The sequence below is a fragment of the Burkholderia sp. RF2-non_BP3 genome (assembly GCF_001522185.1).
In the GTDB taxonomy this organism is placed as follows: Bacteria; Pseudomonadota; Gammaproteobacteria; order Burkholderiales; family Burkholderiaceae; genus Burkholderia; species Burkholderia diffusa.
Window position 1 is genome coordinate 1 of record NZ_LOSU01000028.1, and the last position, 12,488, is coordinate 12,488.

The 12,488-nt window shown below is 69.6% G+C and carries 10 protein-coding genes and 1 pseudogene; 7 read left to right on the forward strand and 4 right to left on the reverse strand.

Translation table 11 applies throughout. From position 1 onward, the window contains the following. Both WS45_RS36410 and WS45_RS10530 read left to right on the forward strand, forming a co-directional pair. Positions 1 to 366: pseudogene (locus tag WS45_RS36410) on the forward strand (highly repetitive protein); the annotation flags it as partial. 376 nt (positions 367 to 742) lie between these two features. Beyond that, a complete protein-coding gene (locus WS45_RS10530) occupies positions 743 to 1,141 on the forward strand; it encodes a carboxymuconolactone decarboxylase family protein (RefSeq protein WP_059699730.1) in 399 nt (132 codons plus the stop codon). Between the two features lie 40 nt (positions 1,142 to 1,181). Here WS45_RS10530 and WS45_RS10535 read toward each other — a convergent pair whose 3' ends face one another. From WS45_RS10535 to WS45_RS10545, 3 genes are read right to left on the reverse strand one after another with little or no spacing between them, the layout of a single operon-like run. Further along, positions 1,182 to 2,168, reverse strand: coding sequence for an alpha/beta fold hydrolase (locus WS45_RS10535; RefSeq protein ID WP_059531914.1), 987 nt, complete (start codon positions 2,166 to 2,168; stop codon positions 1,182 to 1,184). Between the two features lie 7 nt (positions 2,169 to 2,175). Then, on the reverse strand, positions 2,176 to 3,738 hold the full coding sequence (locus WS45_RS10540; protein ID WP_059699732.1) for a flavin-containing monooxygenase: 1,563 nt from the start codon (positions 3,736 to 3,738) through the stop codon (positions 2,176 to 2,178). Beyond that, the gene (locus WS45_RS10545) at positions 3,735 to 4,637 is read right to left on the reverse strand and encodes an SDR family NAD(P)-dependent oxidoreductase (protein ID WP_059689452.1); all 903 of its coding nucleotides are present in this window, start codon (positions 4,635 to 4,637) and stop codon (positions 3,735 to 3,737) included. The genes WS45_RS10540 and WS45_RS10545 overlap by 4 nt, the downstream gene beginning before the upstream one ends. A gap of 88 nt (positions 4,638 to 4,725) precedes the next feature. Here WS45_RS10545 and WS45_RS10550 point away from each other — a divergent pair, with 88 nt between their 5' ends. Continuing rightward, on the forward strand, positions 4,726 to 5,382 hold the full coding sequence (locus tag WS45_RS10550; protein WP_059699734.1) for a TetR/AcrR family transcriptional regulator: 657 nt from the start codon (positions 4,726 to 4,728) through the stop codon (positions 5,380 to 5,382). Between the two features lie 63 nt (positions 5,383 to 5,445). Here WS45_RS10550 and WS45_RS10555 read toward each other — a convergent pair whose 3' ends face one another. Further along, positions 5,446 to 6,390 (reverse strand): LysR family transcriptional regulator, encoded by a 945-nt coding sequence (locus tag WS45_RS10555; RefSeq protein ID WP_059699736.1) that lies wholly within the window; start codon positions 6,388 to 6,390, stop codon positions 5,446 to 5,448. Positions 6,391 to 6,516: 126 nt separating this feature from the next. Between WS45_RS10555 and WS45_RS10560 the strand changes: the two genes are divergently transcribed. From WS45_RS10560 to WS45_RS10580, 4 genes are all read left to right on the forward strand, one after another. Then, a complete protein-coding gene (locus tag WS45_RS10560; protein WP_059531899.1) occupies positions 6,517 to 7,161 on the forward strand; it encodes a glutathione S-transferase family protein in 645 nt (214 codons plus the stop codon). 31 nt (positions 7,162 to 7,192) lie between these two features. Further along, positions 7,193 to 9,283 (forward strand): pyridoxamine 5'-phosphate oxidase family protein, encoded by a 2,091-nt coding sequence (locus WS45_RS10565; RefSeq protein ID WP_059700552.1) that lies wholly within the window; start codon positions 7,193 to 7,195, stop codon positions 9,281 to 9,283. Positions 9,284 to 9,407: 124 nt separating this feature from the next. Then, positions 9,408 to 9,611: a DUF2970 domain-containing protein gene (locus WS45_RS10570; RefSeq protein ID WP_059531896.1), complete on the forward strand. Its 204-nt coding sequence runs from the start codon at positions 9,408 to 9,410 to the stop codon at positions 9,609 to 9,611. A gap of 608 nt (positions 9,612 to 10,219) precedes the next feature. Then, the gene (locus WS45_RS10580) at positions 10,220 to 12,451 is read left to right on the forward strand and encodes a TonB-dependent siderophore receptor (protein WP_059699741.1); all 2,232 of its coding nucleotides are present in this window, start codon (positions 10,220 to 10,222) and stop codon (positions 12,449 to 12,451) included. Positions 12,452 to 12,488: the final 37 nt, after the last annotated feature.

Genomic DNA, 12,488 nt, shown 5'->3' on the forward strand with positions numbered 1-12,488 from the left:
GTGCCCGACGTACCGGAGGTGCCCGACGTACCGGAGGTGCCCGACGTACCGGAGGTGCCCGACGTACCGGAGGTGCCCGACGTACCGGAGGTACCCGAGGTACCGGAAGTGCCCGACGTGCCGGAGGTGCCCGAGGTGCCGGAGGTACCCGACGTGCCGGAAGTGCCCGACGTACCGGAACTGCCTGACGTGCCGGAAGTACCCGACGTACCGGAACTGCCCGAAGTGCCAGAGGTACCCGAAGTCCCGGACGTACCCGACGAGCTCGGTTTGATCGACGGCGTGACCGGCCCGTCGACCGAGCCGCAGCCGTACAGCGAGAGCAGCGACAGGACGGCCAGCGATACGGCCGACTTCTTTAAGTAATGGTGCATGGAGGCCTCGACATTGGAAGTTGTGTCCGGGCCATTACTGCAAATTCCGCGCCATGACATCTTTCGCGAAACGCGCCAGCGCTTTGTTGCGGGAATCGGGAATATCGACGCGAATTAAACGGAGGAATGGCGCTTTCGCGAGACGGAGCCCCCGGACGTGCCGGCGCACTCGCCGTGATGTTCCCGTAAGGAACCGTAACGCCGGGCCGGATGTTACGTAGCGTTCGACCGACGTTCCGCATGTGACGTGGCCGGCCACGACCCGAGGACACGGTCTTTGACGAAACGCCCGCGCGCCGCGAACATGAAGCGGACCCATCCGGCCGCGGGCAACGCCGAAGCGGCCACGACTTCAGACAGGACACGACATGAGCGAACAGGACAGGGAACAGGGCAAGGCGCGCCGCACCGAGGTGATGGGCGAGGCGTTCGTCGAGCGTGCGATGCGCGACCTCGACGGTTTTTCGCGTCCGTTGCAGAACTGGCTGAACGAGCACGCGTGGGGCAGCACGTGGCAGCGCGGCGGGATCGACCTGAAGACGCGCAGCCTCTGTACCTGCGGGATGCTGGCCGCGCTCGGCCGCAGCACGGAACTGAAGGGCCACGTGCGTGGCGCCCTCAACAACGGCGCGAGCCTCGTCGAGATCCGCGAGGTGCTGCTGCACAGCGCGTTGTACGCGGGCGCGCCGGCGGCGGTCGAGGCGTTCCGCAGCGCGCGCGAGGTCATGACGGAACTCGGGCTGTCGCTGCCCGACGACGAAGGCTGACCGGCGCGCGGCGCGTCGCGGCCGGCAGGCCCGCGGCGGATCAATGCGCGACGTGCGCGCTCTGCGTTGGCGTCTCGACCGGCGCGGCGGCGACTTCGAGCAGCCAGTCCGCCGTTGCGTCCGGAATCGTGACCGGCAGCATGTGCCCGCCTTCGACGACTTTCAGCCGCACGCGCGCCGACTTCTGCGCGAGCGCCTCGCCGTGCGTACGCCAGTTCAGGATCGGATCGGCGCGACCGTACAGCACGTCGACCGGCAACGCGAGGTCCGCGTAGCGGCGCTCCATCGCGGGGAGGTCGACGGGCGCCGACAGCAGGTCCGTCGCCGTTGCGTAGAACACGTGCGGCCGCATCCCGAGCAGCCCGCCGCCCTTCACCGGGAAGTCGCGCGGCACGGCTTCCGGCGCGAACACCTGGCTCACGGCCTTGCGGCCGGTCAGGATCGTCAGCGGGATCGCGAAGGTCCACGACACGAAGCGGCGCACCAGCGGCGACGGCAGCATCAGCGGCTTGAACGGCGCCGGCGGCTCGGTCTGCTCGTGCGACAGCGGCGCGATCAGCGCAAGCCGGCTCACGCGCTCCGGATGGTTGAGGCCGACCGCGAGCGCGATCGCGCCGCCAAGCGAGTGGCCGACGAGCACGGGCCGATCGAGCTTCAGCGCGTCGATGAACGCGGCGATCGTGCGGGCCTGCGCGAACACGTTCGCCTGCGAACCGGCGCCGCGCAGCGAGCGGCCGGCGCCGGGCCGGTCGACGAGGATCACGCGATGATGCTGCGCGAGCCGCGTGAGCGGCAGGTACGCGAAGTTGCGCCATTGCCCGGCGAGCCCGTGCACGAACACGAGCGGCGGGCCGCTGCCGTATTCGACGTAATGGATGTGGTCGCCGCCGATGTCGACGAAGCGGCCTTCGGGCGGAAACGCGCGCGTCACGCGGCGCGCGACGTAGCCGGAAAACAGCGCAAGCGCGGCGAGCACCGCGACGACGCCGAGCAGCACGTTCTGGATCAGGTGGAGCGTATGGCTCATGTCGGCCTCAACGGGTTTCGAGTATGGGGTCGGCGACCGGCGCGGCGGCCGGGCCGGCTTTCGCGCGGCGTTCGAACTGCATCGCCGAATCGGCGAGCCCGCTGAACTTCAGCGACGCGAGATCGAGCACGTAGTTCTGATGGAATTTCCAGGGCTTGCGGTGCCCCTGCTTCGGCAGGATGCCGGCCGCGCGCTGGATGTAGCCCGAGCTCAGGTTCACCGCCGGCACGTCGCCGAGATCACCCGCGCCGAGCCGCGGCACGCAGGTGTCGTAGCCGTTCGCGCGCATGTGGTTGAGCAGCCGGCACACGTAGCGCGCGATCAGCTCGGCCTTCAGCGTCCACGACGCGTTCGTGTAACCGAACGACGATGCGAGGTTCGGCACGTCGCTGTACATCATTCCCTTGTAAGACACGGTCTGCGGCAGATCGACCGCGCGGCCGTCGACCGTGACGCGCGCGCCGCCGAGCATCTTCACCTTCAGTCCCGTCGCGGTGACGATCACGTCCGCGTCGAGCTGCTGGCCGCTCTTCAGCTTCAGGCCGGTCGGCGTGAAGCGCTCGATCTCGTCGGTGACGATCGAGGCGCGGCCCGCGCGGATCGACTTGAACAGGTCGCCGTTCGGCACGAGACACACGCGCTGGTCCCACGGCATGTAGCGCGGCGTCAGATGCTTCGCGACGTCGAAGCCGGGGCCGAGCTGCTTGCCGGCCGCGCGGATGATGAACCGTTTCGTCTGCTCGGGCTTGCGGCGCGACACGTTGTACAGGTACATCGTCAGCAGTACGTTCTTCATGCGCACGATCCGGTGCGCGAGGCTCGACGGCAGCACGCGGCGCAACGCGTTCGCGATCTTGTCGCGTGCGGGCAGCGACACGATGTAGGTCGGCGAGCGCTGCAGCATCGTCACGTGTTTCGCATCGGCCGCCATCGACGGCACCAGCGTGACGGCCGTCGCGCCGCTGCCGATCACGACGACGCGCCGGTCCGCGTACGACAGGTCCTTCGGCCATTGCTGAGGATGAACGATTCGGCCTTCGAACGATTCCATGCCGTCCCAGTCGGGCAGGTAGCCGCCGTCGTAGTCGTAATAGCCGCTGCACATGTAGAGGAAGCGGCACGTGTAGACCAGCGTGTCGACCGCGCCGTCCCGCGTGCGCTCGATGTGCACCGTCCAGCGCGCGCGGTTCGAATCCCAGTCGGCCGCGACCACTTTCTGGCCGTAGCGGATCGTCTGGTCGATGCCATACGCGCGCGCGGTGTCGCGGATGTAGTCGAGGATCGTCTGGCCGTCCGAGATCGCCTTGTCGCTGTGCCACGGGCGGAAGCTGTAGCCGAGCGTGAACATGTCGGAATCCGAACGGACGCCGGGATAGCGGAACAGGTCCCAGGTGCCGCCGATCGCGTCGCGCGCCTCGACGATCGCCACGCTCGCATACGGGCAGCGCCGCTTCAGGTGATAGGCGGCGCCGATGCCGGACAGGCCGGCGCCGACGATCAGCACGTCGAGGTCGCGGCTGTCGCCGCGGGCGGACGGCACGTCGCGCCGCTCGGTCGTCGTCGAGGTCATGCGGGATCCTTGGTCGGGGTGGTCGGGAGCGCGGCCGGCGCATGGATGCGCTCGAGATTGCGCGCGCGGGCGCGGCGCACGTGGCGCAGCACCAGCCGCTGGTAGCCGGCGCCGAGCAGGCGCGCGAGCTTGTCGAGGCGGCGGGCATCGGCGCCGACCAGCACGCGGCGCGCGTTGCGCTCGACGCCGGCGAGGATCTGCCGCGCGGCATCGTCGGCCGTCGTCGCGTTGATCAGGCGGTTCGCCTGACGGCGGTGGGTCGCTTCGTCCTGGCCCGTGAGCGCGTGGATGCTGGTGTCGACGCGGCTCGCGTCGACGATGTTGGTCGCGACGCCGCCCGGATGCACGCAGGTCGCGCTGACGGGCGCGCCGTCGAGTTCGAGCTCCATCCGCAGCGCCTCGGTGAAGCCGCGCACGGCGAATTTGGTCGCGTTGTACGCGCTCTGCGTCGGCATCGCGACGAGCCCGAACAGGCTCGACGTGTTGATCACGTGCCCGTCGCCCGACGCGCGCAGATGCGGCAGGAACGCCTGCGTGCCGTGCACGACACCCCAGAAATTGATGCCGACGATCCATTCGAGATCGGCGATGCGCGCGGTCTCGGCGCTCGCGGCCAGCGACACGCCCGCGTTGTTGAAGACCAGGTTGACCTTGCCGTGTTCGGCGCGCACGTCATCGGCCCACGCGAACACCGCATCGCGGTCGGCGACGTCGAGCCGCCGCGTGCTCGTGCGCACGCCGTGCTTCGCGCACGCGGCCGCCGTGCCGGCGAGCCCGACTTCGTCGACGTCGGCGAGCGCAACCTCGCAGCCGCGCCGCGCGAGCTCGACCGCGAGGCTGCGGCCCATGCCCGAGCCGGCGCCCGTGATCGCGGCGACCTTGCCGGAAAAACCCTTCATTCGTCGTTCCTCCCGTTCCGCTTGCGCTGCGTCGGCGGCGCGCCTATTGTGGTGTTATTCGTCACCACTTTAGTTTTCGGGTGTCCTGATGTCAAATAGCGAAATGGAGAAAGCACTCGAAACGGAAAAACGGGGCCGGGCATACGGCGGCGTGGCGCCCGAGGTGCGGGCCGCCGAGCGGCGCGATGCGCTGATCCGCGCGGCGACGCGCGTGTTCGGCACGGTCGGCTTCCGCAAGGCGACCGTGCGGTCGATCTGCCAGGAAGCGAAGCTCAACGATCGCTATTTCTATGCGGCGTTCGACAGTACCGAGGATCTGCTGCGCTGCACCTACCTGCATCACGCGCAGCAGCTGCACGACGCGGTCGCGCGGGCGGTGGCGGCGCGCGGCGGCGATCTGCGCGAGCGCATCGACGCGGGGCTCGCCGCGTTCTTCGGATTCCTGCGCGATCCGTGCGCGGCGCGCGTGCTGCTGCTCGAGGTGATGGGCGTGAGCGCGGATACCGACATGACGTACCAGCGGATACTGATCGACTTCGGCAAGCTGATCATGGCGATCGGCACGGCGCGCGAGGCCGTGACGCCTGCCGAGCGCACCGAGCAGCGGCTCGTCGGGCTCGCGCTGGTCGGCGCGATGACGAACGTCGGCGCGGCGTGGCTGCTCACCGGGTATCGCGACCCGGAGGCGCAGATGGTCGCGAGTTGCAGGAAGGTGCTGCTGGGGACGTTGCGCGAAGCGGGCTAGGATGCGGCGACGATCGGACTTGCGCGATTCTCATCCGGTTGCGTCGCGGAGCCATCCGACGCTTCAGCCCCTCGAGCGTTTCGATCGTGCCGGCGTCACCGACCGCGCTTCTCCGATTCTCGCCTTCATCGCATCGATGAACGCACGCACCTTCGGCGAAGGCAGCCGCGTCGACGGATACACCGCGTGAATCCCGGCCCGCGCCGAGCGCCATGCGGGTAGCAGCCGGACGAGCCGGCCGGCCGCGACGTCCTCCGCGATCGAGAAATCCGTCAGGAGCCCGAAGCCGCCGCCCGCGAGCGCGATCGCACGACAGGCCGTCGCCGTGTTCGACACGACGGGCGCGACGCAGCGCACCGACGCATGGCCGCCGCTCGCGTCGAGAAGTTCGAGCGTATGCGGGCGCGACAGCGTCGACAGCATCACGAACGGCAGCGCGGCGAGCGCATCCGGGGCGCGCGGCAGCCCGTGCCGCGCGACGAACGCCGGGCTCGCGACCAGCCATTTCTCGTACTCGCCGAGTTGCACCGCGCGATAGTTCGAATCCGCGAGGCGGCCGATGCGGATCGCGACGTCGAGATTGTCCGCGACGAGATCGACGACGCGATCGTTCGCGATCAGCTCGACGTCGAGCCCCGGATGCGCATCGCGCAGCGCGACGACGGCCGGCGCGACGACGAGCGCGCCGTAGTCGATCGGCACGCTCACGCGCAGCGTGCCGCGCAGCGGCCCCGCGTCGGACGACACCGCGTCGAGCGCGCTTTCGGTCGCGCGCACGATGTCGCGGCACGCGTCGTAGAACGCGCGCCCCGCATCGGTCACGCTCAGCCGCCGCGTGGTGCGCACCAGCAGGTTCGCGCCGACCTCGGACTCGAGCCGCTGCATGTGCGTGCTGACGACCGTCTTCGCGAGGCCGAGCCGCTCGGCCGCGGCCGTCAGCGAGCCGGCATCGACCACCGCGACGAAGATCGCCAGCCGGTTCAGGTTCACGTCGCGAAGATCGGCCATCGTCGATTGTCCTATGGAAAAGGATAATGTTTCAGCGATTATCCGTCTTCTGGACACGAACGGCGAGCGCTACGCTGGGGCCGTTCGTCGCCGATTCCCGGCGGCGCGAGATCCAGGAGCCTCTCCATGCCAGCCGCCAGCAAGCCCGCCCGTCCGGTTCGTGTCTATTCGTTCCCGCTGTCGGGGCATGCGCATCGCGTGCGGCTGTTCCTGTCGCTGCTGGGGCTGCCGTTCGACACCGTCGACGTCGATCTCGCGGCCGGCGCGCAGCGCGAACCCGCATTCCTCGCGCTCAATCCGCTCGGCCAGGTGCCGGTGATCGACGACGACGGCACCGTGCTCGCCGATTCGAACGCGATCCTCGTGTATCTCGCGAAGCGCTACGGCGACGCGCACTGGCTGCCCGACGATGCCGCCGGCGCGGCGACCGTGCAGCGCTGGCTGTCGTACGCGGCCGGGCCGATCGCATCGGGGCCGGCGGCCGCGCGGCTCGTCACCGTGTTCAGCGCGCCGCTCGATCACGACGCGGCCAAGCGCACGGCCGCGAAGGTGCTGGCCGTGATCGACCGGGAACTCGCCGGCAAGCCGTTCGCCGCGGGTGCGCAGCCGACGATCGCCGACGTCGCCGCTTACACATACATCGCACACGCGCCGGAAGGCGGCGTGTCGCTCGAACCGTATCCGCACGTGCGCGCGTGGCTCGCGCGCGTCGAGGCGCTGCCGGGCTTCGTCGCGATGCCGCCGACCCGCGCCGGCCTGCTTGCCGCCTGACGCGAAGCCGCGCCTTGACCGGGAGAACGCGATGACCACGCCGACCGCCGCCGTACCGGGCTGGGAACTCGACGTCGCGCCGTTTCACGCGGGCGAGCTTGCCGTGCAGCAGCGCGCGGGCGTGACGGAGGCCGCGGGCACGGCCGGCCGGCGCGGGATTCGCCGCTTCATGCCGGACCAGCACCGGACGTTCTTTGCGCAGTTGCCGTTCTTCGTGCTCGGCGGCGTCGATGCGCACGGCCAGCCGTGGGCGACGCTGCGGGTCGGGACGCCCGGTTTCGTGACGGCGCCGGACGCGCGCACGCTGCGCATCGACGGCGATGCGCTGCCCGACGATCCGCTGGCCGGCGCGTGGCAGCCGGGTGCGCCGCTCGGCGGGCTCGGGATCGAGTTCGATACGCGCCGGCGCAATCGCGTGAACGGCGTCGTGCGCGCGACCGACGGCGGCGCGCTGACGATCGCGGTCGAGCAGAGCTTCGGCAACTGTGCAAAGTACATCCAGGGCCGCAAACCCACGTTCGTCGCGCGTGAAGCCGGGGCGTCCATTGCGTCCGACATATCGGACCGGCTAAGCGACGCGGATCGCGCGCTGCTCGCGCAGGCCGATACGTTCTTCGTCGCGAGTGCGAACACGTCGGCCGACGCGGGCGCCGCGCGCGGCGCGGACGTGTCGCATCGCGGCGGCATGCCGGGCTTCGTGCGCGTCGACGACGCGCACACGCTGACGACGCCGGATTTCAGCGGCAACCGCTTCTTCAACACGCTCGGCAACCTGCAGCACGATCCGCGCGCGGGGCTGCTGTTCGTCGATTTCGACAGCGGCGATCTGCTGTATGTCGCCGCGCGGGCGGAGATCGTGTGGGACGGGCCGCTCGTCGCGTCGTTCGATGGCGCGCAGCGGGTCGTGCGGTTTCACGTGCGGGAAGTGCGGCGCATGCGCGCGGTGTTGCCGTTCAGGTGGTCGGCGGTCGAACGCGCGCCGCAGTTCGCGGCGATGGCGGCGGGCGCGGTTGCGGCGGGCGGGCAGGTGCCGTCCGCACTCGCATCGGCAACGGCACTCACGTCCGCGCCTTCATCGGCAATCGCATCGGCTCCCGCATGGCGCCCGCTGCGCATCGCGAAGATCGTCGACGAGGCGCGCGCGATCCGCTCGTTTCATTTCGAAGCAGCGGATGGCGACGCGTTGCCGACGTACGAAGCCGGGCAGCACCTGACGCTGCGCGTCGCGCTGCCGGGCAGCGACGCGCCGACGATCCGCAGCTACACGCTGTCCGATGCGCCGGGCGCGCCACGTTACCGGATCACCGTGAAGCGCGAAGGACGCGTGTCGGCGTGGCTGCACGATCATGCTCGGGCAGGCATGACGCTCGACGCGCAGATGCCGCGCGGCCGCTTCACGTTCGACGTCGCGAGCCCGCGTCCGGCGGTGCTGGTGTCGGCCGGCATCGGCATCACGCCGATGATCGCGATGCTGCGCCGCGCGCTGGCCGACGACAAGGCGTCGCGCCGCGTGGTGTTCGTGCACGGCGCGCGCTATACGGCCGACCGACCGTTTGCGGCTGAATTGACGCGCATCGCCGACGCGGACGCACGCGTGTCGCTGCACTGGTTCGACAGCCGGCCGCAGCGCGACGGCGCGGCGCGACCGGGGCGCATCGACATCGCGCAACTGAAGCGCATCCTGCCGTTCGACGACTACGATTTCTACCTGTGCGGGCCGTCCGCGTTCATGCGCGATTTGTACGACGGGTTGCGCGCGCTGAACGTGCCGGACGAGCGTATCCGTTTCGAGGCGTTCGGGCCGTCGAGCGTCGTGCGTAACACGACCCGTGCGGCAGCAGCGCCCCCAGTGGCGAGCGTGCCAGTCGTATTCCGGCGCACGGGCCGCGAAGCTGCATGGACACCCGCCGACGGCACATTGCTCGAATTTGCCGAAGGCCAGGGCGTGGCGGTGCCGTCCGAGTGCCGTTCCGGGTCGTGCGGCACGTGCGCGACGCGCATGCTGTCCGGTGCGGTCGATTACGTGCAGTCGCACGATGCGCCGGTCGAACCCGGCTGCGTGCTGCTGTGCGTCGCGCAGCCTGCCGAAGGGGCCGTGACGCCGCTCGTGCTCGAGCGCTGAACGCACCATGCGACATGCCGCCGCAGATGGCCTGCTGCGCGAAAAGCGCGCGCAACTGCTGCTTTTTTCGGATGCCGGTCGGGTCGACGATAGCGTCAACCGATTCGATGAAAGGAGCACAACCATGAAACTGCTCGGCATGATCAAGCTGGTCCTGTGGAGTTTCTTCGGCGTACGCAACAGCAAGGCGCACGCCGCCGATCTCGCGAACGTCAACTACACGTTGCTGCCGTTCGTGGCGATCGTGCTCGCGGTGCTGGTCGGCGCGGTGATCTACGGCGTGGTGCACCTGGTCGTCGATCCGACCGCGACGATGCAGGGGTTCTGACCGACCGCCGAATCGCGAGCGGGCGAACGTTCCCGCTCCGGTATCCGGCCGCGTGACCGTGCCGGCCATCGAGGTGCCCGCGCACGACGCCAGTCACGCGCACCTCGGCGCCGTCGCCGTGCCGCATGAATCGCGCGGTGTCCGTTCCCGCCTCCCACGCCTCCGATTTGCCCGATTCCAGGGCGGTCAGCCCCGCCCGGGGTAAAATGCGCGCCGCGCCGCGATGTCGCGCGCGACGGGCATGCCGCCGTTCCAGCGAACGGCGCGCGCAAGTACGTCGCGCCCGTAACGGGGCGTTCGAAGCTTCCCCCCGCATGACAAGCCGCGTGCGATGCAGCCGGCCGCCCGACACGCCCCCGACGAACCGGTCGGCGGCTGCGTCGGTGCCCGGCGCGTCACCGTCATCCGATGTCCCATCCAGCGCTTTCCCGATCGATCGGCACGCATGCTGCCCGATCGTCCGATTCGTCTGATGAATGTCGTGTCGACGTTCGCGCCCGGCGTCCGCTGGGCCGCCGCGGGTTCTTGCGCGAGGTCGCGCTTCGCGGCTGCATAACGCGTTTCGAGTGTTTCGACAGGATCGAGTGGCGAGTTTTCCATCCAGAACAATGACGGTGAATAGAACAACAGCGGCGCCCGCACGGCGGCGGCGCGCGAAGGTCGGGCTTGGCGTCGGTCTCAGCATCACGCTTTTCGCGGCGCAGGCCGCCGCGGCACAGGGCGACGCGCCGGCATCCGACGCCGATGCGGCCCGGGCCGCGACACTGCCGACGATCACGGTCAGCGGCGAGCGCGGCGGCTCGTTTCGCGTGCGCGAGGCGTCGGTCGCGGGGCTCGACGATGCGCCGCTGCGCGACACGCCGGCCTCCGTCAACGTCGTCACGCGGGCGCTGATCGACGACCAGCAGGCCAAGCGCCTGAGCGACGTGGTGCGCAACGATGCGTCGGTCGTCAACGACTATGCGCCGGTCGGCTATTTCGAAGGCTTCGCGATCCGCGGCTTTCCGGTCGATCTCGCGAGCGCGATCCGGATCGACGGGCTGACGGTGTCCGGTGAGCAGAACGTGCCGCTCGAGAACAAGGAGCGTGTCGAGATCCTGAAGGGACTGGCCGGCATCGACAGCGGCGTGGTCGCGCCGGGCGGCGTGATCAACTTCGTGACGAAGCGCTCGGCGAACGTCGCGAGCGTGACGACCGGCGTCGACAGCCGCGGCTCGACGTCGGCGGCCGTCGATCTCGGCCGCCGCTTCGGCCCCGACAATCAGTTCGGCTTCCGGATCAATGCCGCGAAGGAGAACATGCATTCGTACATCGACGGCACCAACGGGCGACGCACGTTCGGCTCGATCGCCGCCGACTGGGACATCAGCCCGCGCGCGAGCCTGCAGCTGAACGCGGAATTCCAGCAGTGGATCCAGCGCTCCGCGCCCGGCTACCAACTGCTCGGCGGCACCGTCGTGCCGTCCGTCAACACGACGTCGAAGGCGCTCGGCACGCAGCCGTGGGCGAAGCCGGTGACGACCGATGCGCTGAACCTGAACGCGCGCTTCGACTACCAGTTCAACGACGACTGGAAGGCCTACGTCGCCGCCGGCCGCAGCCGCACGATGATCGACGACAACAGCGCGTTCGCGTACGGCTGCTATTACGCGGCGAGCTGCGCGGCCGGCACGACGTCGCCGTTCTTCTTCGGCGCGAACGGCGACTACGACGTGTACGACTTCCGCAGCCCGGGCGAATACCGCCGCAACGACGACCTGCGCGCGGTGACGACGGGCAGGTTCGCGACGGGCCCGCTGCGCCACGAGCTGACGCTCGGCGTGAGCGTGCAGCGCCGCGTCGTACACATGGCGAACGCCGTGTACGACTACGTGGGCAGCGAGAACATCTATGGGCCCGACGTCGCGTTCACGCCGTCGCCGAACACGGCCGGGCCGTCGTATCCGCAGCTCGACGCGTGGCAGTACGGCGTGTTCGGGCTCGACCGCATCAGCATCGGCGAGCACTGGCAGGTGCTCGCGGGCGGCAAGGAAGTGCTGTTGCGCCAGCGCAGCTGGAACAGCCTCGACGGCGACGCGACGCACACCGACCGCTCGGTGTTCCTGCCGCAGGTCGCGCTCGTCTACAAGCCGGTGAACGTGCTGTCGCTGTACGCGTCGTACAGCAAGGCGCTGTCGCTCGGCGACCAGGCGCCGGTGCGCGCGACCAACGCGTATGCGTTCCTGCCGCCGGTCGAATCGCATCAGTTCGAACTCGGCGCGAAATACGACTGGCTCGACCGGCTGAGCCTCACGGCCGCCGTATTCTCGATCAGCAAGCCGTTCCAGTTCGCCGATCCCGATGCGTCGGGCACGAGCTATACGTTCGTGCAGCGCGGCACGCAGCGCCACCAGGGGATCGAACTCGGCGCGGCCGGGCGCGTGACCGAGCGGCTCGGGCTGACGGCCAGCGTCGCGGCGATTCGCGCGCGCGCGTACGATTCGGGTTCGCCGGCGTACGAGGGGCACCAGATCATCAACGTGCCGGCGCTGCGCGCATCGCTGTATGCGGACTACGCGGTGCCGGGCGTCGCCGGTCTGAACGTGCTCGGCGGCGTCGAGTACAGCGCCGCGCGCTATGCGAACGAGGAAGGCACCGCGCGCGTGCCGTCGTGGTTCGTGTTCAATCTCGGCGCGCGCTATACGACGAAGATCGCGGGCCATCGCACGGTGCTGCGCGTGTCGGTGGACAATCTGTTCAACAAGTTCTACTGGCGCGACGCGGGCGAGCAGCAGGGCGACGCGTACCTGTTCCCGGGCGCGCCGCGCACCGCCCGCGTATCGTTGACCTATGATTTCTGATCGTCCGGATCCGGCCGCGTGATGCGCGGCCCCGGCA